Origin of the sequence: Sorangium sp. So ce448 (assembly GCF_051520915.1) — a bacterium.
In the GTDB taxonomy this organism is placed as follows: Bacteria; Myxococcota_A; Polyangia; order Polyangiales; family Polyangiaceae; genus Sorangium; species Sorangium cellulosum_B.
This window is the reverse complement of record NZ_CP150343.1, coordinates 11,695,169-11,717,097: the sequence shown is the minus strand read 5'-3', so window position 1 is coordinate 11,717,097 and position 21,929 is coordinate 11,695,169. Positions and strand designations below refer to the sequence as shown.

Below are 21,929 nucleotides of genomic sequence, written 5' to 3'. Positions count from 1 at the left end.
CAATTCTGAGCGTAACACGAAGCTGCTTACGGCGTCTCGATACTGCCCTATAGACGTCGCTGAGGAACGGCTGATCCTCGCGGGAGGGCACATGAATGCGGTTAAATTCATCGCAGCTGGGTTTGTCATGCAGTGCGCTGGTTGCGTGGTAAGTCCGACGAACAAACCGCCCATGAACCGTCAGAATGGTACGTCGAGGAGACGAGCGACATTGATTAGCTTTCCGATCCGTCTGCGCCGCCGGATCTAGCTGATGATACACCCGATGAGCCATTGTCGCGAGGTGCCTGTGAAGATGCGTGCGAGCTGTGTCATCGGCATTGGAGCCAGCTCTGCGCCCGTCTTTCAGGAAATGGTGCGCGGCAGTGTCACTCTGAATCGATGGAAGGATACGGTCTCTGTCAAAAAAATTGTCGCAACGGGTGCGAAGCCGCCGGTTCAGCTATGTTCGATAGATGGGGGCTGTACTGTAACGAGCGCTGCCCGTGGTACTACAAGGGCGAATGTAACCTGCGCAACAGGCTGGGGCGCGTGGTGTTCAATCGCGAATGCGGCTGAGTACGGTGTGTGGGATGTGTCACGCTCCGAAGCGTTAGAGAATTCCGCCTGAGCTTGGACGGGCGCTTCTCCCACTTGACCCACTTGACTAGGCGTCCGAAGCGTATATCGGACGATGCATGGACAAGATCCTCGGAGAGCGGAAGCTGGTTTTTACGCCTTCTGACGGCTCACCGGCTCAGACGGTAGTCGCTCGATTTGGCCATCCAGAACCAGAAAGCGATGGCACATGGGGTGTAGACGTCCAGGTGGAGCAAGCGGGGAAAGCCGGTACAGTAGACCGAGCGCGCGGCCTGGACCAGGCTCAGGCTCTATTCCACGCGTTCCTGATCCTCGATGCTCAGCTCGAGGCCATGACGGTCCATGGATCCGTTGAGCTGTCCAACGGAAGCGGCCCCGCGGAGCGAGAGTCTACTGAGAAAACGGAAGCTTGGCGCTTGGTGTCGAGAATCGCATCAGAGGTTGGCTCCAAGTTCAGCAACGAGCTGATGCTCGCGAAAGTGGACGTGCTCGGTGAGCGAGAGCTGATGCTGAAGAGGAAGGATGGTTGCGAGGAAAAGGTCATCGTGCGCCTCGGACATCCATACCAATCTAGAGGCCATTGGCGTGCTCCCTGCGAGATTGTCGGACCGAAGGGCACGGTGCAGCGTCGCTTCGGATCGGGAGAGGACTCGATTCAGGCGCTGACGCATCTGCTGTATCTCGTTCCGATCCTTCTGGACAGTGTCGCTGACGAAGGGGATTTTTATACGCAGGAAGGCGCGACAGGACACTGGTTCCCTCGAATTTTGATCGAGGAGCGACCGGACAAAACAGCGAAGTAACGTCGGATCCGGCCATGGTACCGGAGCAGACAGCGCGGCGCCGGCCGGCCCGCGAAGGGCGCCGCGCCGGGCCAGGCGGCGGTGGCCGAGGAAGGCTGAGGGAGCGAGGCGCCGGGGGGCCTCCGTCGCGGGGAGGCTCACCCGCCGGGCGCGTCGCGGCGCCCCTGCCTCCGGCTCAGGAGGGCGCGCGTGCGCCGCCGCGGGCGCGCCGAACCCGGCCGCGCCCGCCGTGCCCTACTCGTTCTCGCACTCCTTGACATGAAACGACGCGGAGACGAGCAACGCCGGATGACCGTCGAGGACCCGCTGGAGCTCGCAGTCGGCCGCAGAGAACTCCACTTCGTGCGGATCGCCGCCGACCGTCGCCACGACATCGCAAAACCCGGCATAGCGCTGATATTTCAGCTCTGCGATGACGTTCGGAGAGGGCTCCCCATTGTCCCTCACCTTGCTGACGAGCAACGCGATCGTCTTGAGAGGCGGATCTCCGTCGCGGGCGCGGTCCAGAATCATCGACAAGCCGCCATCTTTGGTATTACACGCCGTTGACCACCGCTCTCCCGTTTTCACGAACCGCTGCCCATCATCACCGGTGTCCAGGACCAGGGTTTCGTCGTCGAGGAGGACGGACGCTTTCCCTGCGATGTCCGGATGGTTTGCGCATGCCATCGCGGGCAGCGACAACATGATCAGGAGCGTGCTCCGCATGCTCGACATGCATGTCCTCATAGTCCGCATGGCTGCCCTAGGTCTCGGGAAAGGAGCACACGACGTGAGGCTCGCGTCGCTCCAGGGTGCCGGTGACCGCCGGAACGCTGGGGGAGCAGGCGCCCGGCGCCGCCTCCACGAGCGAGGCGCGCACGGCGCTGAGCGGGAGGGACGAGCGGATGTCCGCGCAGGGCGTCTCCCCGAGGCCGGCGGAGAGCGTCGCATCCACGCGGTCATTGCACGCGCTGTCCCCATACAAGAGGAGCTCGGCGACGCACGTGCCTCCCGCCGGCGGACCACATTCACACGGAGCGCAGGCGCGGTGGTCGACGAGCTCCTCGAAGAACTCGTGTCGGGTGTAGCCATCCCAGCAGGTGCCCTCCCTGCCGGCCTGCATGCAGGCGATGAACCCCGGCGGCTCCTGGGAGGTGTCGCCGGCACACACCCGCACGAACCTCGCAGCAACCGGCGGCGGCTCGGGCGTCTCCGAGGGCGCGCACGGCGAGAGCGCCGGCGGGTCGTAGACGACCGACGCGAGCTCCTCGGGCGCGACGGGCGATGGGAGCGCGGCGCACGTCCCATCCCAGCGGTTGCCGGCATCCACGCTCACCGAGCTTCCACCGCCGGGGCAGCTCAGCGCGTCCGTGGTCAGCCTGGAGGGCAGCACGCACGCGGCCGGCCCGCACGTGCACCCGTCGCAGGCATCCACTGGCTCTTCGGGCATCCAGCCCTCCCACCGGGGCGGCTGGCCGTCGGCGCAGGGCGGTGCCTCGTCCTTCGGCCCCACCCACATCCACAGCACGGGGTATGAGTCGGGCGGCGGGGTCATCAGCGGCACAAGCCATTCGTCCTCACACGCGAGCAGCGGCGTCGCGGAGAGAGCCAGGCACATCAGCCGTCGCATCGGTCGATTCTCACTGCGAGCTTCACGAGATGCACCGAGGATGGCCCGCAGGGGCGTCGCTGGCGCTCACCATCGAAACCGTACCTCTGCGCCATGGGTTGCCACCCGGATCTGCGTGTCGTTCGGCAGCCACACGTACACGAGGGTGCCCACGCCGGCCGTCGCCCCCACGACCAGCGCGCTGGTCCCGAGGACGCGCATCAGCTTCCCGCTGGCGGCAGCATCAACGAACTCCTTGTAGTCGGGCTGAGATGCCGTGCCATCCGCTGGCCCCCTGTAAGTCCCACCCAAGGCAGCCGTCGCTTCCTGCTCATACCCCTGCGCGCTCTGCAGGCACACGGCGCCCGTGACCAGCAACCCGACGGAGGCCATCGTGCCTGTGACGACCACTCGGAGATCCGGCCCGGGCCGGGCTGCCCCCTGCGGCGGCTCCTTCGTCGCCGTAGGCCCAGGAGCCTTAGGCGCAGGCGCCCGCTGCGGCGCCTGCGCCTGCGCGCGATCCTCCGGGGCCGGCGCCGGCTTGTCGAGCGTGAGCGGCACCGGCTTCGACTCGCCCGCCTCCACCTTCACGCTCGTGCGCGCGACCTGACCATCCTCGCCGACGGCCGTCACCTCGTGCTGGCCGGACGGCACGTAGACGCGGCTGCTGCCATGCTTCACCCCGCGGCCGTTCACGAGCATGCCCACGACGCCGGGCGCCGGCACGAGGACCATCTCGCCCACCCGCGTCCGGGCACGGGCGAGGTCGGCGTGACGCCGCTCGTACAGGCTCCGCTCCCGCTTCGTGCGGGGGGCCGGCATCTGGTCGATACACTGCGACAGCTCCACCATGGCCTCCGCCCAGCGGCCCATCCGCGCGTCGAGCTGCCCCAGGGTGCACATCGCGACGTTCGACCGCTCGATCTCGTAGACCTCGGCCCACAGCTCCCGGGCCCGCGCGATATCGAGGCGAGCCACCGCCGCCTCGGCCTCGCGGATGAGCTCCTTGACGGGCCGGGAGCGCTCGGGAGGCCCCGCCGCGTGCGCGGTGGCGGTCGTGAACAGCACGAGGAACAGCGCTGTTCCCAACGGAAAACAGGTTGCTGGCCGAGGACTGCGCACTTGCACCACGCTGGTCTCCCGATGGCACCCGCCGCACGCGACAGCATGCGGCGGCGCGAAGCCCCTCTTAACATCGCCCGTGCGTGCGTGGCCAGACGTTTCCGGATCGCTGGAGGCTCCAGGGACATCGAGATTTGCATTGCATCTCGGGGGACGAAATTCTCATCGGGCACGCATCGACGGCGGTCCCGTGAGGGCATCACCGCTGGTTCCGGACCGGCGAGGTGCGGCTCGTGTCACTCCAGGCTGGCGATGTCGATCCTCCACGAGAGGTTCACGGGGCACCCCGATGATCGCCCGCAGCGGCGCGGCCGGCGCTCACCATCGCACGCGAACCCCCACGCCTTGCGTTCCCGCCCCGAACTGCGTGTCGTTCGGCAACCACACGTACAAAAGTGTGCCCACGCCCGCCATCGCGCCCGCGAGCATCGCGCCGGTCCCGAGAACCCTCATCAGCTTCCCGCTGGCAGGGTCGTCGATGATCGCCCCGGAGTCAGGCGGAGGCGTCGCGCCCGCGATCCTCGGCTTGCCTTCGTGAACCTCGGCGGCCTTCGCCTCCTGCTCAAGCCGCTGCGCGCTCCGCGTGCACACGGCGCTCGCGGCCAAGAGCCCCGCGGAGCTCAGCGCGCCCATCACGATGGTCCCGAGATCCGGCCCGGGACGGGCCACCCCCTGCGGCGGCCCTTTCGGCGCCGCCGACCCCGGAGCCCGAGGCTCCGGCGCACCCTCCGGCGCCTTCGCGCGGTCCTCCAAGGCCGGCGCCGGCTTTGCAGGCTCGTCGAACGTGAGCGGCACCGGCTTCGACTCGCCTGCCCCCTCCTTCACGGTCGCGCGCGCGTCCTGCCCATCTCCACCGACGGCCGTCACCTCGTGCCGGCCGGGCGGCACGTGGACGCGGCTGCCGCCGTGCTTTACCCCGCCGCCGTTCACGAGCATGCCCACGACACCAGGTGCCGGCACGAGGACCACCTCGCCCACCCGCGCCTGGGCACGGGCGAGATCGGCGTGACGCCGCTCATACAGGCTGCGCTCCTCCTCCGTGCGCGGGGCCGGCATCTCGTCGACACATCGCGACAGCTCCACCACGGCCTCCGCCAAGCGGCCCATCCGGGCGTCGAGCTGGCCCATGGCGCATACCGCGACGTTCGACCGGTCGATCGCGTGGACCACGGCCCACAGCGCCCGGGCCCGCGCGATATCGAGGCGAGCCTCCGCCGCCTCGGCCTCGCGGATGAGCTCCTTGACGGGCCGGGAGCGCTCGGGGGGCTCCGCCGCGCGCGCGGTGGCCGGCACGAACAGCAAGAGGAACAGCGCAGTTCCTGATAGAACACAGGTCGCTGGTCGAGGACCGCGCATACACCACCCTTGGCTTACCGACGGCGCTCGCCGGACGCGACAGCCTGCGGCGCCGCAGCGTCCCTCTTCACTAACATCGGCCGTGCGAGCGTGGCCAGACGTTTCCGGAACGGCGGAGAGGCGGAGGGACATCGAGATGTGCATTGTGCGTCGGGGACAAAAAGTCGTTATCCGACGAGCGACGCAGGTGGTCCCATGAACGCATCACCGCTTGTGCCGGACCGGCGAGCTTGTGTACTTTGGGATGCGACGGGAGGGGGCGCCGTGAAGGGGTCGGTAAGGATGGGGGCGGCGAGGTTCGTCGAGCGACCGGCTGAAACCGCTCCAGATGGCGAGGGATGGAGGCTGCCATGAGAAAGCCGCTTGGCATCACGATGTTCATCTGCGCTCTTTCTCTTTATTGGTCAGGCTGCGCTGCGCCGTGCCCGGTCATACCGGAGCCGGGCTGCGACAGGAGGGATCCAAACCACCACTGCCGCGATGTCTGCGTGGACGAGGTGCGGGTAGACGAAGGTGAGGAGAGCGAAGACGCGCAGGAACCTGATGCTCCGTCAGAGGACGATCAGGCGGAAGGTCAACCGTCCGACGAGGCCGCGGACGCAAGCAAGGGATGAACAGCAGACGAGCCCGGCTCAGCGGACGTCACTGGCCGAAGTCTGGCCAGCCTGCGGTTCGTGCGCGCTCGAAGGCGAGCTTTGCCCCGACATCGCGCCCCGAACCCATGCCAATAGATCTGGATATTTACGATATTGATCGAGCCGCGCCACCTCCTCGCCATCCTTGAGGAGGACCAGCATCGGGAAGGAGGTGATGTCAAACCTCTCCATCAGCTCCCGGTACCGATCGGCGGTCAGCCTCCCGACCCGGATCTCTCCTCGATGATGACGCGCGAGCTTCTCCAGCTCGGGCGACATGATTTTGCAAGGACCGCACCAGTGGGTCATGAAATCCACCAGAACGAGCCCGCGGCTCGTTTCCGCGTCGAAGTTCGACTGCGTGAGCATCGAGACGTGATGCGCCTCTCTCGCCTTGCGAGGTTCCGCGCCCGTCAGGCCAAGAACACACTCCAGCAGACCCTCGAAATAATACCTCCTCAGGTAGATCGCCGGCAAGAGCTCCTCCGGCGTCCCTGTCTGCAGTCGGATATAATACTCCTGATCCGCGGCTTTCTTCGTCTGCTTCCCCATCATGAGCTCGAACGCCAGCATCCGGGAGATCACCTCACGATCGTCGTCGGCGCAACGATCGTACGGATTGCCGGGGGCCACGGACGGGGAATGCGCGTAAATCTCGCCCTCGAGCAGATCCACCCGGTGCAGCTCCTCTTCGAGCTGCATCTCTCCCACCGCCACGGGATCGCGCTGCCCGTGTCGAGAGCGCGCGCCGGCCGAGGTGCAGCCCGCCACCGACAAGAGCAAAAGCCCGAATACCGCTGCCTTCATGGCGTCCAGCCTACGCCCGGCCTTGCTCGGAGACCAGAGCGAACGTCTGGCGGCTCTTGACGGTGACTCGAGCGGTCGCCGGTCGACGGGGAGAATTCGCTCATGAACATCTCGCGTCCAGGCAGCCGTTCCGGCAGTGATCGCATTTGCCCGGAGAGAGTCCATGTCAAGGCGGGAGGATCATTGATCGTTTCTTCCCGCCTTCATGGCCAATTACGACCAAGACCACGACCACGACGGACGAGGGGGCGCCGGACGGCGAAGCCTGAGATCGCGGGGCGCGCACAGGGGCACGTCGCGCGCACATCAGGACGCATCCAGCGCCGCGCCCGGGCGTTCGCGCTATAGTCCGGCCGTGACGCACGAAGCTTCCCTGGAGCGGGCGCCGGCGGGAGGGATCGTCCTCCGGTGGCTCGTCGGACTGCGCTGGGCGGTGTTCGCGCTGCTCGCGGCGACCCTGGCCGTCGACGAGGCGCTGTTCGGCTACCACGTCCGGTACGCCATCGCCGTGCCCATCCTGGCGCTGGCCGCCGGGCTCAACCTCGCCCTCGACCGGCGGGTGCGCTCGAAGCGGGGCGCGCAGACGGCCCTCGTCGCCGGCGTCGTGGCGCTCGATCTCGTCGCGATCGCCGGGGTCCTCGCCGCGTCGGGCGGCGCGGGCAACCCGTTCAGCGCCCTCTTCTTCGTGCACGTCGCCCTCGCCGCGGCGCTGCTGCCGCCGCGGACGACCTTCGCGCTCGCGGCGCTCGCGGCCTGCCTCTTCGCCGCGCTCTTCGCGCTCCCCGCCGGCGCGTGTTGCCCGAGCCACCCGGAGCACGGCGCGTTCTCCACCCACCTCTACGGGATGCTCCTCGCCTTCGTGCTGAGCGCGGCGCTCGTCGCCCACGTCCTCCTGATGATCCGCCGCGCGCTCGACGAGAGCGCCGCCGAGAACGCGGCGCTGCGCCGGCGCGCGGAGGAGGCGTCCCGCTTCCAGGCGCTCGGCGCGCTCGCGGCCGGCACCGCCCACGAGCTCGGCACCCCGCTCGGCACGATCGCGGTGCTCGCCGGGGAGAGCCTCGGCGACCCCGGATCGAGCGACGCCGCGCGGCGCCGCGCCCGGACGATCGCGGAGCAGGTCGAGCGCTGCCGCGTGGTGATCGCGCGCATGCGGGCGGACGTCCGGGCGAACGACCTTCGCGCCGGGGTCGAGGTCGGCGAGGCGGCCCGGCGCGGCGTGCAGGCCTGGCAGGCGGCGCACCCCGGCGTCGCGGTCGAGGTGCGCGGCGATCTCGCGCCGCGCCGCACGGTGCCGCTCGACGCGGCCGACGTCGAGGCGGCCCTGTTCGCGCTGCTCGACAACGCGCTCGCGGCGCTCGGGCCGAGCCCCGCGGTCGCGGAGCCGATCGTGGTCACCGTCGGGGACGAGGGCGGCGCGCCGGTGATCAGCGTCGAGGACAGCGGCGCGGGCGTCGCGCCCGGCCTGGAAGGGCGGCTCGGCGAGCCGTTCGTGACGACCAAGGCCCCCGGCGAGGGCATGGGCCTCGGGCTCTACCTTGTGCGGACGCTCATCGAGCAGGTCGGCGGCTGCCTCACGGTGTCGCCGAGGCAGGGGCCTGACGAGCGCGGCGCGCGCGGCACGCGCGTCGCCCTGCGCCTCGCGCCGGTGGACTCATGAGCTCCGAGGCCGCCGGCGAGCCGACGCTGCTCATCGTCGACGACGACGCGACCTTCCGGACCGCGCTCGGGCAGGCGCTCGGCAAGAGCGGGTTCGCGGTGTCCCTCGCCGCCAGTGCCGAGGAGGCCGCGGCGATGGCGCGAGGGCACGTGTTCGAGTACGCGCTCGTGGACGTCCGGATGCCGGGGCAGAGCGGCATCGACCTCGTGGGGACGCTGCGGAGCCTGGATGACGGCATCCGTATCGTGGTGTTCACCGGATACGGCACCATCGCGAACGCGGTGGCGGCGATCCGGGCCGGGGCGGTCGATTACCTGACCAAGCCGGTGGACGCCGCCCAGTGCGCGCGGTCGCTGCTCGGCGTCGCCCCGGCCGCGCGCGGCGAGGGCGACGAGGACCTGCCGTCGCTCGATCGGGTGGAGTGGGAGTACCTCCAGCGCGTGCTCGCGGACTGCGAGGGGAACATCTCGGAGGCGGCGCGCAAGCTCAGGATGCACCGCCGCTCGCTCCAGCGGAAGCTCTCGCGCCTGCCGCCGAGATCGTGAGGGGCGTGAGCGGGTAGCGGGGAGGATCCACGAGAGGCGGTTCCGCTCGGTCGAGCGGGCCCTATGGAGAGGCCATGCCCTACAAACCGATCGAGTCCTACGGCGTCATCGGCGACATGCACTCCGTCGCGCTGGTCGGGATCGATGGATCCATCGACTGGTGCTGCCTCCCCCATTTCGACTCGCCGAGCGTGTTCGCGGCCATCCTGGACGACGAGCGCGGCGGCCGGTTCGCGCTCTCGGCGGTGAACGGCACGTCGCGCAACAAGCAGATGTACATGCCCGACACCAACGTCCTGCTCACGCGCTTCCTCGACGTGGAAGGGGTCGGCGAGGTCTGCGATTTCATGCCGATCCACCGGGACACGTACGGCGCCTACCGCCGCGGGATGCACCAGATCGTCCGCGTCGCGCGGGCCGTCCGCGGCGCGGTGCGCTTCCGGCTCGCCTGCCGCCCCGCGATCGACTTCGCCCGCCGCCCCCACCGCCTGATCCTCGACGACCCGCGCGGCGCCGTCTTCGACTCCGATGGAGTCGACCTGGCGCTCATCAGCCCGGTCCCCCTGTCGAGCGACGGCGCCGGCGGCGTCACCGCCGACTTCGTGCTCCAGCCCGGCGAGTCCGCCACGTTCTCGCTGCGCCAGGTCGAGGACTGGACGGCCAGCGCCGATCTGCTCGCCACGCCGATCGACGGCGAGGACGCGCTCCGGCGCACGGTCGCCTTCTGGCGGTCGTGGCTCGCCCGCTCGCGCTACAAGGGGCGCTGGCGCGAGATGGTCGACCGCTCGGCGCTCGTCCTCAAGCTGCTCACGTTCGAGCCGACAGGCGCGATCGTCGCCGCCGCGACGACCAGCCTGCCCGAGGAGATCGGCGGGGTCCGCAACTGGGATTATCGCTACGTCTGGGTGCGCGACGCCGCGTTCACGCTCTACGGCTTCCTCCGGCTCGGTTACACCGAGGAGGCCGCGCGCTTCATGGAATGGCTGAGCGCCCGCGTCTCCGAGGAGGACGGCCCCACAGGGCCGCTGCAGCTCATGTACGGCATCGACGGACGCCACGAGCTGCCCGAGGTCGCGCTCACCCACCTCGACGGTTACCGCGGGTCGCGGCCCGTCCGCGTCGGCAACGGGGCGACGACGCAGCTCCAGCTCGACATCTACGGCGAGCTCATCGATTCGGTATATCTCTTCGACAAATACGGATCTCCCATCTCTTATGATTTCTGGCGCGAGCTCCGGCGCATGGCGAGCTGGGTGTGTCAGAGCTGGGAGCAGGCGGACGAGAGCATCTGGGAGGTGCGCGGCGGCAAGCAGCAGTTCGTCTACTCGAAGCTCCAGTGCTGGGTCGCGCTCGACCGGACGCTGCGGCTCAGCCACAAGCGCTCTCTGCCGCTCGACCGGCAGCGCGTGGCGCGCGCGCGCGACGACATCTACGAGGCGATCATGGCGCGCGGCTGGGACGCGCAGCGGAGGACGTTCGTGCAGGCCTTCGGCTCGAGCGCGCTCGACGCGAGCAACCTGCTCATGCCGCTCATGCGCTTCATCTCTCCCACCGATCCGCGGATGCTCGGCACGCTCGACCGCACGCTCGAGGAGCTCGCGAGCGACACGCTCGTCCACCGCTACGAGCTCGGCAAGGGCGCGGGCGACGGCCTGAGCGGCAGGGAGGGCACGTTCAGCATCTGCACCTTCTGGCTGGTCGAGGCCCTCGCGCGCGCTGGCCGCCTCGACGACGCGCGCTTCATCTTCGAGAAGATGCTGACCTACGCCAACCACCTCGGGCTCTACTCCGAGCAGATCGGGCCGAGCGGAGAGCTGCTCGGCAACTTCCCCCAGGCGTTCACCCACCTCGGGCTGGTCAGCGCGGCGTTCTACCTGGATCGCGCGCTCGGTCAGGGCGGCTGAAGGTCGGATCTGGGGCCTCGCGCGCTCCCCGCCGGCGAGCGGCGGGGCGTGGCTCGTGCGCGAGCGGTGGAGGGGAGAGCGCGGCTACCGGCAGCCCGGGAACTCCAACCCCAGGCGGCCGGCGCGCGCGAGCCTCGTCAGAGGAGGGGGCTGGCGCGGCGCCAAGGGATCCTGCGACGTGGAGTCCCTGGCGCCGGCCAGCACGATGGGGTCAGCTCACCACCCGAAGCCGCCGCAGCCGCCGAAGCCGCCGAAGCCGCCCCACGGGACGATGGCCGTCGTGCAGTTCGTGAACGACGAGACGATAGCGCCGCCGCCGAAGCCGCAGCCGAGGCCGCCGAAGCCGAGGCCGCCGAAGCCGAGGCCGCCCCAGCCGAAGCCGCCGCCGAAGCCGCCGATGCAGCGCTCGCCCTCACGCTGCCCGGTCTCCTGCCCGACCAGGCCCGTCTGCCCCACGCCGGCCTGGCCGATCTGCCCCACGCCGGCCTGGCCGATCTGCGCCGGTCCCGCTTGCCCGATCTGAGCCTGCGAGAGGTCGGACGCCTGGCCGAGCTGCGCCGGGCCTTGCTGCGCGTATCCGCCCTTGCTCGGGTAGCCGCCCTTGGTCGGCAGGCCCTTGGTCGGAAACTCACCCTTGCTGGGAAGGAGCCCGCCCTTGCTGGGCAGCTCGCCCTTGCTCGGGAGCATCGGGACGCCCTTCGAGGGCAGACCCTTGCTGGGGGGCAGACCGAGCTTGCTGGGCCCCATCTGGCCGACCTGAGCCTGAGCCTGCGACTGGGTCGCGTACCCGCCGCGCTCGTCCGCCTCGAGCGCGCTGTTCGCGGAGTCGACGCTCTCGTCATCCGTATTGAAGTCGTCGTCCGCGCCGACCGCGCACCCGGCACCGAGCGCCAGCATCATCGCGAAACCCATCGTCTTGTGCATCGAGATCATTGGTCCTCCCCGGTGTTCCTGATGAGCCTTGCGGCCCCCGAACACCTTGGTGCACCCAAGAGCAGGCTGTGTGCCTCGCTCTTCTGTGCAGAGGCTGCCGCTTCGCACAGCATGGATTCGCGGGATGGCACCCGCGAATCAGGCGCTCCTCGCATCTGCGCTCCGCTGGGATTTCTCCGCGATTCAATCGCGGTGGATCCGGGCGAGCGCGGCGCGCGCTGGAGCACCGTCGCGATGACGATGGATAGAATAGAAGGCGCCCCGACGCGCGCCGCGGGGCCGCGCGGGAAGAAGGAAGACGCGATCCGGGCTCCCCACGGCGTGGATCGCGCGCTTCCGCGCGGTGGCCGTGGCGAGCGGAGGTGTCCTCAACCCGGGTGAGCCTCGCTCCGGATCCAGAAAAGAGCGGGCTCACGACGCGTCGACATCACGGTACGTCAACGGACGTGATCGAACCCCAATGGACGTGATCGGACGTGATCGGACGCATGCGGATGGGATCGGACACAAACGGGCGTGATCGGGCGAATTCGATGACGCCGTCCGGGCGAGACATGCGCCCTGCGCCCTGCCTGCTCAGCGCCTCGCGTTCCGACACGTTTGTGCATCCCTCTGCCCGTGAGAGCGGAATTGTCGCTTCTGGTCGGAATTGTCCGCTGGAGCGCGACGCGACGCGGCGAGCGGGCGACGAGGCCGCCCGCGTCGCAACAAGCCACTCCCGCTGCGCCGCTTTCCTGCTCCGGCGGCGGACGGAGTTGAATCGGCTGTGATTCCCACTTGCGCAGGACGTTCTGTAAATGGTCCAGTGGAGGATGTCGGTGACGGGGAGGGAGCATCTGATTGTGTAGTCTGCCCCACGGCTCTCGACGACTCGGTGGTGGGTTGTCTCATGTCGTCCAGGACGCTGGCTCTCCAGCGTGCTCGGCGTTGGCCGAACGGCGGTGGTGGAGCGCCGGATCGAGCTGCCCTGGCCAAGGTTTGCAGGATCGGCGCGCGTCGGTCGCGGCGCCGTAACAGAGCAGAAACATGGTCCAGCGTCGCATCGCGGCCGTCGCCGCCTATCTGCCGGAGCGCGTCGTCACGAACCAGGAGCTCATCAACAGCTACGGTCTCCCTCACGCTGCGGACTGGCTGCACGAGGCGACGGGGGTCGCGGAGCGGCGCTTCGCCGGCGCGACGGAGACCACGCTTTCCATGGCCGCGTCGGTGCTGCGGGAGCTCATCGAGGTGGGGCGGCTCCGCGATCCCTTCGTCGATGTCCTCATCATGACGGGCGACGACGGCGGGGGAGGGGACGCCGGCGGGGCGGCCTTCGCCGCGTGCATGGCCGGCCTCGTGCCCGCGCTGACGATCGATCTCACGCCCGCTCAGGGCGGTTTTGCCGCGGCCGTCGAGCTGGCGAATCGGCACCTCGACAGGGGGTGTCGGCGCGTGCTCATCGTGGCGAGCGACGTGCGGTCGCGGCGCCTGCGCGAGGGGCAGCCGTGGGGCAACCACCAGATCACGGAGATCCTGGGAGACGGCGCCACGGGCGTGCTGATCGAGCGGGTCGACGGCCTCGGGGCCGAGGTCCCCCCGCGCTGCGCCGAGCCGCCCTCGTCTCGCGGCTCCCAGCCTTTCCTCTCCGCGGCTCACGCGAACCGCGGATAGACCTCTTCCTCGAAGAGCGCCTTCACCTGGTCCCCGGGGGCCTCTGCCACGAACTCCTCGTAATCCTCCCGCACCGGCACCCTGTACCCACCCCTCCATGGCGCGACCGAGTTGAGCCACGCCGTGTGGAGGGTCAGCCCCGGCCGGAACGCCGGGTGTCCCAGCTTGCAGAGCGGCCCTCGCGCCAGGTTCGTCGCGTCGAAGATCCAGACCTCCGCGCGGCACGGCGTCGCGACGATCGCCACGACGTAGCCGTCCGTGTCGGCCCCGCTGCCGCCGCGCCGCGGGACGAACTGAAGCGAGCTGAGCCAGGACCCCACGGCGCGCCGCGGGAACTCGTAGCGATCCTCGATCCGCATCGCGCGGTGGTTGAACCGGAACAGGCTGTCCGGGTGGCCGCCCTCCGCGCGCATCCGGCGGAGCGCCTGGAGGGGGAGCGACCTGTGCGGGTGCGCCGCATAGAGCCTGTCGATGAACTCGGTCGACAGCTCATCCCATATCCCGCCGCCGCGCCAGTAGACGTTCTCGAGGCGATCGGGCGGCATCCACGACGCGCCCGTCTCCCTGTACGCATAGAGGCCGACGCCGAGCGCCCGCGCGGGATCGGCGAACACCGCCTGGTCCACGACGCGCTCGCCCGCCGCGTCGAGGGTATACCGGCCGATCCGGTTCACGTCCGCCTGCCCGAGCGGGAACAGGCCGCGCAGGCGCGGCGGCGCCGGCGTCTTGTCGGCGGCGTGCCGATCGCAGGGCCGGAGCCACTCGCCGTGATCGGTCGCGCAGTTGTGCGCCGCGTGCACGGTGATGCGGTCCCCCGCGTCCTCGTAGTCGACGAGGAAATGGAGAGTCTCCAGCGGGACGACGACCCGCTTCACCACGACCGGCCCGCCGCCCGGCCGCAGCGCGTCCCTCCGGACCAGGTAGAACGTCGTGCTCGGCTCGTGGGGCATCGTAAGGAGCGACCGGACGAGGCGCTCGACCCCGGGGCTCTCCCTGGAGCCACGGAACGCCACGCTCTCCAGGCCGATCCTGAACGCCGTGTCCGCGAGCACGACCCAGCGCCGCGTCAGGCCGATCTGGTGCACGCTCTGCTCGATGCGCACCGGCGCGCCGCTCGGCAGGACCAGCGGGTGCCGCTCGGGCTCGTTGTGACCGTCCCATCGCAGGAGAAACACGAAGTCGCCCGCCGGCTCGTCGAGCGCCACGCCGCCGAAGCGCGCCGCCTGCCGCGCGAGCAGATCGCCCGGACCAGGCGGCGCGCTCGGGCGGAGGCGCGCGGGCAGGAGCTCGAGCGCCCGCTTGGCGAACGCCTCGATCCGGTCCGCCCTCGGGCGGACGAGCTGCTGCTCGATCATCGACGCGGCCGCCGCGGCGAGCCGATCCCACGAGCGCGGGAGCGCGCCGAGCTCGTCGAGCCGCGGCAGCGACGCGACGAACAGGGGGAGGAGCGAGCGGCCGTAGTTGACGGTGAGGAGCTCGCCCCGCTCCGCGTCGAAGCAGGGGTGCGCGCTCGAGAGCGTCATCGGAAAGGGGTGATCGACGGGCGCGGCCGGGTACCACGTGCTGTTGCGCCCGACCGGCGTGACGAGCTCCAGCGTGGCCGGGTCGATCTCGTAGGGCCTTCCCGTGTCGCTCGTGACGAGCAGGCGCGCGGGCGCGCGCGGCGCGTGCATCGGCACGAACGCGGTGTTGAGGTGGTTGCGCAGGCCGAGGTGCGGCGAGAAGCGGAGCAACCCCGCGTCACGGAAGCCCAGCGCCTCGAAGCGCGTGCCGGGGCGCGAGGCGGCGTCCGCGTGATAACAGGGCGTGCGCGCGATCTTCGAGGTCAGCCGGACCGCCCCGCCTCGGCCGAGGTCGAGCCGGTAGATCATCCCATTGCCATTGAGGATCGGCGCGCCGTCCGCTCTGGGCAGGTCGCCGTCCACCGAGCCGACGGGCCCGATCGCGAACACGTGGCCCGTGAGGTCCCTCGGCACGCCGCCCGCGTGGGATGACTCCAGGACCGCGAGCTCGACCTTCGTCAGCTCTTCCGTGCTCGCTGCCATCAATGCATCGGGGACGCGCTGGCGCATGACGACCTCGGTCACACCAAGCTACGCCAATCCGCGCGTCGCGTGGGCGCCGCGCTGCGCCGCGCGCCTCCGAACACGCTCGCCTCCCCCTGATTCCCGCCTGGGACGGACGCGCGCTGGCGCCCTCGCGGCGCCGCGCGCCTCGCTGCATTGCGCGGCGGCGCCGCGCGGCTGCCCTGGTCTTCCGCGCATTGGCGCTGTCTCGGCGGCTTGCGAAGGTGCTTGTCGGCCCCATCTGTACCTGTGGATCAGGAGGCACATGTTCGACCAGGGGCTGACAGTCCTGCGGATCCGTGGAATCCCGATACGGCTGCACATCACATTGCTGATTTTCCTGCCGTACGTGGCCTACGTGGCGTCGTCGCAGTTCTCGGTGATCGCGTCGTCGCTCGGGATTCCGCGCGAGGAGATGCACCTGCCGCCGCTCGCCTGGGGGGCGATCCTGGCTGTCGGGCTGTTCGTGGCGGTGCTCGTGCACGAGCTGGCCCACTCGTTCGTCGCGCTCAAGAACGGGATCCGGGTGCGCGCGATCACGCTGATGATGCTGGGCGGCGTCTCGCAGATGGAGCGCGACGATCCCGAGCACGAGGCGTGGATGGCGTTCGCCGGGCCGCTCATGAGCTTCGGTATCGCGCTCGTCAGCTACGTCGCGTATCGGCTGCTCCCGGCGCCGGCGGAGATCGGCGCCGCGCTCGTGGCCTTCGCGATCACGAACGCGCTGCTCGGCGCGTTCAACCTGCTGCCGGCCTTCCCGATGGATGGCGGCCGGGTGCTGCGCGGGCTGCTCCTGCGCCGCCTCGGGCGGACCCGCGCGACGCGCATCGCCACGGCGACGGGCAAGGTGATGGCGGTGGCCTTCGGGCTCTTCGGCTTGCTCTCGTGGAACCTCATCCTGGTGCTCATCGCGATGTTCGTCTACATGGGGGCGTCGGCCGAGCAGGCGCGCTCCAGCACGAACGAGCTGCTCCGCGGCATCCCGGTCGCGCGGCTCATGACCGATCGGCTCGGCGAGGCGTATGCGGACGAGAGCCCTCGCGCGGTGGCCGAGCGGCTCCTGCGCCACAACCTGGTCGGCGCGCGGGTCATCGATGATCCCCGGGACGGCGAGGGGCGCCGCGAGATCGGCGTCGTCACGGTCTGGGATCTCGCGCGCCAGCTGCAGGGCGGCGCCGCGCCGGCGACGGTCGGCGCGGTGATGCCCGTGGATGTGCCGAGGGCGCACGCGGACGACGACGCGTCCCGCTCGTTCGACGCGCTTGCGAGCGGCGAGGCGAGCGTGATCGCGGTGCTCGACGAGGGCGAGCGCGTGATCGGCCTGGTGACGTCGGCGGAGATCCAGCGCGCGCTCGCGCTCGCCGGCGCGCTCCGCGCGGCCCGGTGAGCGCCGCGCCGGCGGGAGATCCGGAGATCTCGAGTCGCGCCGCGCTGGCACTCGCGTTGCTGAGTTGCGCTCCGAGGAGCAATGACGTGAAGCAGAGCAACAACGTGACTCCGCCCGTGCGAGGGCGGTCCAGATCTCTCGGTGTGACGAGGGCCTCGCTCGCCGCGGCTGCGCTCGCGGCCGGCGCCTCGCTGCTCATGGGGTGTATGGGCACGGTCGGGACCGAGGGCGGGTTCGTCGTGTCCGGCGTTCCGGCGGTGCGCGCCGAGATCGTCCCGGTGGAGATCGCCGCGTATCCGCGCGTCTACTTCCGCGGGACGTATGCGTACCTGGTCGACGGCCGCTGGTATTACCCGACGAACCGGGGCTGGGTCATCTTCGAGGAGGAGCCCACGGAGCTCCAGCACTACAGGCAGACGTACCGGACGTCGCCGCGGTACGTGCCGGAGCGCGAGCTGAGCTATCCGCGCGAGCGGGGGCGCCGTTACTACACACCGCGTTGACAGCGGGGCAGCAGCGAAAGGACGGGTACGAGGATGAATCAGGAGAAGAGCGTCTTTCCCCTCTGCGGCCTCGCGTTATCGAGCTTCCTGGCCCTGGGGTGCATCGTCGACGTGGAGCCCAGCCCTCAGCGCCGGCCGCGGCCCGTGCAGGCCGTCGGGAGCCTGACGATGGAGTGGACCGTGGCGAGCCGGATCGATGCGCGGGCGTGCTCCCAGCACAGCCGCGGAGGAGCGGATTTCGAGCTGATCGTTTACCGGGGCAGCCGCGAGGTGGCGAGAGACTACGCGCGCTGCGACGACTTCAGCATCACCGTGGATCTCCCGCCCGATGAGTACACGGCCACGGCGACGCTCGTGGAGCGTGGCAACGACCGCCCCGTCACCACGACGCTGCAGGTGGAGGACATCCGTATCGTGCGCGGCGCCACGCTCAACCTCGACGTCGATTTCCCGCCGAGCTCGTTCCTGCGATAGCAGGCGAGAGTTCAACGCAAGGGCGCAAGGGCGCAAAGGCGCAAAAAAGAACAGATCTTGTGCAGGTTTGCGCCTCTGCGACTTGGCGCCTTTGCGTTGAATCTCTCTCCGCTCGCGAGGCAGCGCCGTGGCGGGAGTTCTGCCACGAGGCGCTACCCCGCTCGCGGGATCGTGAGCCGCACCCGCGTCTCGCCGCGCGGCCCGTCCTCGATGGCGATACCGTAGTTCGTGTGGGCGGCGATCGCGTGCGCCGCGATGAGCGGCAGCGCCGGCGGGCGGCCCTGGGCGACCGCCTCGAAGTCGCGGCTCAGCACGACGCTCCGCGCGGCGGCCGGGAGCGGCGGACCGGCGTCGTCGAAGGTGATCTCGACCCCGCTCGGGCCCTCGGAGAGGGAGACGAGCACCTCGCTGCCCGGCGGCGACGCGCTGATGGCGTGATCGAGCAGCGCGTGCAGCAGCACCGTCAGCGCGCCCTGCGGCACCACCTCCTGCGCGGTCTCGGGCGCCTCGACCACCACGCGCACGTCGTGGCGGGCCGCGCGCGCGAGATCGTCCTTCACGACGTCGCGCAGCACGTCGGCGACGTCGCAGTGGCGCGGGAACTCGTGGAGCGGACACGCGCCCAACCTCGCGAGATCGCTGACGATTTCTGATGCCGCCGTCACGTGGCGCCCGACCGACGAGGCCGTCTCGCCCGCGTCGCCGCCGTGGGTCCGGAGCGGCGCGATGTCGCGGCCGATCGCCGACAGGATGCCGCGCAGCTGCGTGCCGAGCACGCGCACCGCGGCGACGAGCACCGCGAGGCTGTCGCCGCTCGGCGGCAGGTGCGACACCGGCTCGCTGCCGCCGAGCCGCGAGATGACGCCGGACAGCGACCCGCGCTCGCGCTCGCCCTCGACCCGCGAGAAGACAGCGGCGAGCTCGCGCGCGTACGCCTCGCCCTGGGCCTGCGCGGCGGCGAGCTCCTTCTTGAGGCTCTCGACCTCGAGGCGCTGGAGATCGACCTCGGCGGGCAGCGTCAGCGTCTGCATCAGGCCGTCGAGCTCGAGCCGGCCACCGTAGCGCAGCGCCATGCGCGACAGCCACACGCGCTCGGTCTCGAAGTTCACGGGCGTCTCCGGGCCGAGGTTGACCCGGACGCTGACCTCGTCGCCGACGCGGTGGATGCTCACGTCGGGCGCCCCGGTCAGGCTCGAGGGGTCGCCGCCCTGCGCGATGAGCACCTGGAGCATCCGCCGGAGCTCGGTCTCGTCGCCGAACACGGTGGTCCCTTCGCCCATCTCGATCTGCACGCGCGCCTCGGGCGCGACCTCCCAGAGGAGCGCGGTCAGGTCGACGCGGCCGCGCCGCCCGCGCGGCAGGGGGCGGCCGTGGAGCGACGCGAGCATGCTCACCGCCTCGTCGAGCCGGTTGAGCGTGCTCTCGACGCCGCCCGAGCTGTCGTCCGGCGACGGCGTCGGCGGCGGCGCGCTCTCGGTCGCGATCATCCCCACGCCCTGGCGGAGCTTCTGGGCGGCGCTCCGCGCCTCCTGCGCCAGCAGCCACGTCAGCTCGGGTCGGGTCAATCTGTCGCTGGTCACCCTGTTTTTCCCTCTATCCGCGACGCTCGGCGGAATCGCGCGCCATGATGCCAGACGTGGCGGTGCCCTGCTACGCTCATTGCCGCTCACCTCGTTCGATGCGGACTCACACTTCCTCCTTCTTGACGCCTTCCTCCTTGACGCGTCTCGCTCTCCTCTGCGGAGCGGTCGCCGCGGCGGCGCTCTCCGGCGCCGCCTGCGCCTCGAGCGCCCCGAGCCCCTTCCCGTCGGCCGGCGGAGCGGGCGGCGAGGGCGGTGAGGGCGGCGCCGGCGGCGAGCAGGCTCCAGCGGACCCGACGCTGGGCGGCCCGTGCGTCGACGACGATCAGTGCGAGGACGGATTTCCCTGCACCTTCGATGCGTGCGACACCGCCCTCCGGCGGTGCCGTTTCACGCCGGACGACAGCGCCTGCCAGAACGACGTCTACTGCGACGGCGTCGAGCGCTGCAACCCGCGGCTCGGCTGCGTGCCCGGGGCGCCGGTCGCGTGCGACGATCAGAGCACCTGCACGATCGACGCCTGCGACGAGGCGACCAAGGCGTGCTCGAGCGCGCCGCGCGACGCCGATCTCGACGGCGATCCCGACGAGCACTGCGGCGGGGGCGACTGCGACGACGCCGATCCCACGGTGTCATCGGCGCAGCCCGAGGTCTGCGGCAACGATCGGGACGACGATTGCAACGGGCGCGCCGACGAGGGCGGCTGTGTGTCTCCGGAGCACGACACGTGCCTGGACGCGCTGGAGATCTCCGCGCCGGGCTCGTACGCGATGACGACGGCGGGCGCGGGCTTCCACTACGCGAGCTCGTGCGGCCTGCCCCGCCCTGCGAGCACGCACGACGTCGTGGCCGCGGTGATCTTGCCGCCGGGGCCGCCTGTCGACGTCGAGGTGACCGCGCGGACGGAGGCGCCCGACGAGGAGACGGAGGCCACCGACGTCGCCGTGACGCTCGCCGGCCAGTGCGGCGACGCCGCGACCGAGCTCGCGTGCGGGGGGCCCCACGAGACGGCGGACGGCGGCAAGCTCGCGAAGCTCCGGGCCCGCGGCCTCGGCGATCCGGAGCGGGCGACGGTGCTGCCGCTCTACGTGACGACGAAGGTGGGCGCGCCGGTCATCGTCGACGTGGCGTTCCTGCCGCCGGCGCCGGCGCCGGAGAACGAGACCTGCGGCACGGCGGCGCCCCTCTCGCCGGGGACGCCGGCGCTGGCGACGATCCTCGACGCCGCCCTGGATCTCGGGACCGCGTGCGAGACCGGGCTCGGGGAGCTCGTCTACACGTTCGAGCTCGCCGAGCCCCAGGACGTCGACCTCTACGCGATCTCGACCGACGGCGACGGCGATCCCTCGCTCTCGCTGCGGAGCGCAGCATGCGGGCTGCCGGAGGACGAGCTCACCTGCCAGACGGCGGCGGCGCCGCACCTCTTCCGGCGCGCGCTGCCCGCGGGGGTGTACGCCGCGGCGGTCTCCGCGACGGCGCCGACCTCGGTGCTCGTCACGCTGGAGCTCTCGCCGCCGACCGAGGCGCCGCCCGACGAGGCGTGTGAAGGGGCGGCCGAGCTCGCGCCGAACCGGACGGTCTCCGTGTCGCTGCTCGGCCACCAGGACGACGTGGATCTCGGCTGCGGCCCGGCCGCCGTCGACGCCGTGTACGCGCTCGAGCTGCCGGTCGCGTCCGACGTGCTGCTCGTCGAGAAGCTGTCGGCCGGCGACACCGGCGCGATCGCCCTTGCCGCGCCGGCGTGCGGCGGCGAGGGCGATCGGCTCGCGTGCTCCGAGGGCGAGGTCACGCCGCTCCGGAGCGCGCGGCGCAACGTCCCGCCGGGGTCGTACCGGGTCGTGGCCGAGGCGCAGCTCGGCCAGCCCGTGAGCGTGACGGCGTTCGTCCGGCCGGCGGTGCCGCCCACGCTGGTGCCCTTCTCCGACGCGTGCGAGGGGGCGCTGGAGATCCCGGAGAGCGGCGGCTTCTTCCAGGGCAACACGGCCAACGCCGCCGCGGACTTCGACGCCGGCTGCGACCGCGCCGGCACGGCGGAGGGCGGCGCCCGGGACCAGCTCCTCCGGCTCACGCTCACGGCGCGCAGGCGGGTCGTGCTCGACATGGCCGGCTCGAGCTACGACACGCTGCTCTCGGTCCGCCGCGGCCCGGGCTGTCCCGGGGTCGAAATGCCGCTTTCCTGCACGATCGGTACGGATCCCCAGCGGAGCTTCCTCGATCTCGTGCTCGATCCTGGCGTGTATCACCTCCAGATCGACGGCCACGCGCTCGCGCACGGCCTCTGGTTCCTGGACGTGCGGGTCGTCGACCCCGGGGACGGCGCCGCCCCCTGACCCGCGG

General features: G+C 70.6%; 18 protein-coding genes. 10 read left to right on the top strand and 8 right to left on the bottom strand.

All coding sequences use genetic code 11. From position 1 onward, the window contains the following. Positions 1 to 677: 677 nt before the first annotated feature. A complete protein-coding gene (locus WMF45_RS44345; protein WP_437712735.1) occupies positions 678 to 1,382 on the top strand; it encodes a DUF6968 family protein in 705 nt (234 codons plus the stop codon). 234 nt (positions 1,383 to 1,616) lie between these two features. Here WMF45_RS44345 and WMF45_RS44340 read toward each other — a convergent pair whose 3' ends face one another. From WMF45_RS44340 to WMF45_RS44325, 4 genes are all read right to left on the bottom strand, one after another. Further along, the gene (locus WMF45_RS44340) at positions 1,617 to 2,099 is read right to left on the bottom strand and encodes a hypothetical protein (RefSeq protein ID WP_437712733.1); all 483 of its coding nucleotides are present in this window, start codon (positions 2,097 to 2,099) and stop codon (positions 1,617 to 1,619) included. Positions 2,100 to 2,127: 28 nt separating this feature from the next. Beyond that, positions 2,128 to 2,994, bottom strand: coding sequence for a hypothetical protein (locus WMF45_RS44335; protein WP_437712731.1), 867 nt, complete (start codon positions 2,992 to 2,994; stop codon positions 2,128 to 2,130). A 66-nt stretch (positions 2,995 to 3,060) separates the two neighbouring features. Continuing rightward, complete coding sequence (locus WMF45_RS44330) at positions 3,061 to 4,062, bottom strand: hypothetical protein (RefSeq protein WP_437712729.1); 1,002 nt, start codon at positions 4,060 to 4,062, stop codon at positions 3,061 to 3,063. A 351-nt stretch (positions 4,063 to 4,413) separates the two neighbouring features. Beyond that, positions 4,414 to 5,388, bottom strand: coding sequence for a hypothetical protein (locus tag WMF45_RS44325; RefSeq protein ID WP_437712727.1), 975 nt, complete (start codon positions 5,386 to 5,388; stop codon positions 4,414 to 4,416). A 413-nt stretch (positions 5,389 to 5,801) separates the two neighbouring features. Here WMF45_RS44325 and WMF45_RS44320 point away from each other — a divergent pair, with 413 nt between their 5' ends. Beyond that, positions 5,802 to 6,065, top strand: a complete 264-nt coding sequence (locus WMF45_RS44320; protein WP_437712725.1) for a hypothetical protein — start codon at positions 5,802 to 5,804, stop codon at positions 6,063 to 6,065. Between the two features lie 18 nt (positions 6,066 to 6,083). Here the strand turns inward: WMF45_RS44320 and WMF45_RS44315 are convergent, their stop codons facing one another. Beyond that, positions 6,084 to 6,893 (bottom strand): thioredoxin family protein, encoded by an 810-nt coding sequence (locus WMF45_RS44315; protein ID WP_437712723.1) that lies wholly within the window; start codon positions 6,891 to 6,893, stop codon positions 6,084 to 6,086. A 355-nt stretch (positions 6,894 to 7,248) separates the two neighbouring features. Here WMF45_RS44315 and WMF45_RS44310 point away from each other — a divergent pair, with 355 nt between their 5' ends. The 3 genes from WMF45_RS44310 (at position 7,249) to WMF45_RS44300 (ending at position 10,999) form a co-directional block, all read left to right on the top strand. Then, positions 7,249 to 8,550 carry an ATP-binding protein gene (locus WMF45_RS44310; protein WP_437712721.1) on the top strand — a complete coding sequence of 434 codons (1,302 nt, stop codon included), beginning with the start codon at positions 7,249 to 7,251 and terminating at the stop codon, positions 8,548 to 8,550. Further along, a complete protein-coding gene (locus WMF45_RS44305) occupies positions 8,547 to 9,095 on the top strand; it encodes a response regulator transcription factor (protein WP_437712719.1) in 549 nt (182 codons plus the stop codon). Before WMF45_RS44310 ends, WMF45_RS44305 begins: the two co-directional genes overlap by 4 nt. Positions 9,096 to 9,169: 74 nt before the next feature. Continuing rightward, complete coding sequence (locus tag WMF45_RS44300; RefSeq protein WP_437712717.1) at positions 9,170 to 10,999, top strand: glycoside hydrolase family 15 protein; 1,830 nt, start codon at positions 9,170 to 9,172, stop codon at positions 10,997 to 10,999. A 216-nt stretch (positions 11,000 to 11,215) separates the two neighbouring features. Here the strand turns inward: WMF45_RS44300 and WMF45_RS44295 are convergent, their stop codons facing one another. After that, a complete protein-coding gene (locus WMF45_RS44295; RefSeq protein ID WP_437712715.1) occupies positions 11,216 to 11,932 on the bottom strand; it encodes a hypothetical protein in 717 nt (238 codons plus the stop codon). Between the two features lie 1,026 nt (positions 11,933 to 12,958). Here WMF45_RS44295 and WMF45_RS44290 point away from each other — a divergent pair. Further along, on the top strand, positions 12,959 to 13,582 hold the full coding sequence (locus WMF45_RS44290) for a hypothetical protein (RefSeq protein ID WP_437712713.1): 624 nt from the start codon (positions 12,959 to 12,961) through the stop codon (positions 13,580 to 13,582). Here WMF45_RS44290 and WMF45_RS44285 read toward each other — a convergent pair. Then, positions 13,564 to 15,654: a carotenoid oxygenase family protein gene (locus WMF45_RS44285; protein ID WP_437712711.1), complete on the bottom strand. Its 2,091-nt coding sequence runs from the start codon at positions 15,652 to 15,654 to the stop codon at positions 13,564 to 13,566. The genes WMF45_RS44290 and WMF45_RS44285 overlap by 19 nt on opposite strands. A gap of 259 nt (positions 15,655 to 15,913) precedes the next feature. Between WMF45_RS44285 and WMF45_RS44280 the strand changes: the two genes are divergently transcribed. The 3 genes from WMF45_RS44280 to WMF45_RS44270 all read left to right on the top strand — a co-directional run bounded on the left by WMF45_RS44280 (position 15,914) and on the right by WMF45_RS44270 (position 18,012). Next, positions 15,914 to 17,035, top strand: coding sequence for a site-2 protease family protein (locus WMF45_RS44280; RefSeq protein ID WP_437712710.1), 1,122 nt, complete (start codon positions 15,914 to 15,916; stop codon positions 17,033 to 17,035). An 86-nt stretch (positions 17,036 to 17,121) separates the two neighbouring features. Continuing rightward, on the top strand, positions 17,122 to 17,538 hold the full coding sequence (locus WMF45_RS44275; protein WP_437712708.1) for a hypothetical protein: 417 nt from the start codon (positions 17,122 to 17,124) through the stop codon (positions 17,536 to 17,538). Between the two features lie 33 nt (positions 17,539 to 17,571). Next, positions 17,572 to 18,012: a hypothetical protein gene (locus WMF45_RS44270; protein ID WP_437712706.1), complete on the top strand. Its 441-nt coding sequence runs from the start codon at positions 17,572 to 17,574 to the stop codon at positions 18,010 to 18,012. Between the two features lie 152 nt (positions 18,013 to 18,164). Here WMF45_RS44270 and WMF45_RS44265 read toward each other — a convergent pair whose 3' ends face one another. Continuing rightward, on the bottom strand, positions 18,165 to 19,592 hold the full coding sequence (locus WMF45_RS44265) for a sensor histidine kinase (protein ID WP_437712704.1): 1,428 nt from the start codon (positions 19,590 to 19,592) through the stop codon (positions 18,165 to 18,167). 137 nt (positions 19,593 to 19,729) lie between these two features. On the opposite strand from WMF45_RS44265, the gene WMF45_RS44260 reads away from it, so the two are divergent. Then, a complete protein-coding gene (locus tag WMF45_RS44260) occupies positions 19,730 to 21,922 on the top strand; it encodes a putative metal-binding motif-containing protein (protein ID WP_437712702.1) in 2,193 nt (730 codons plus the stop codon). Positions 21,923 to 21,929 lie beyond the last annotated feature (7 nt).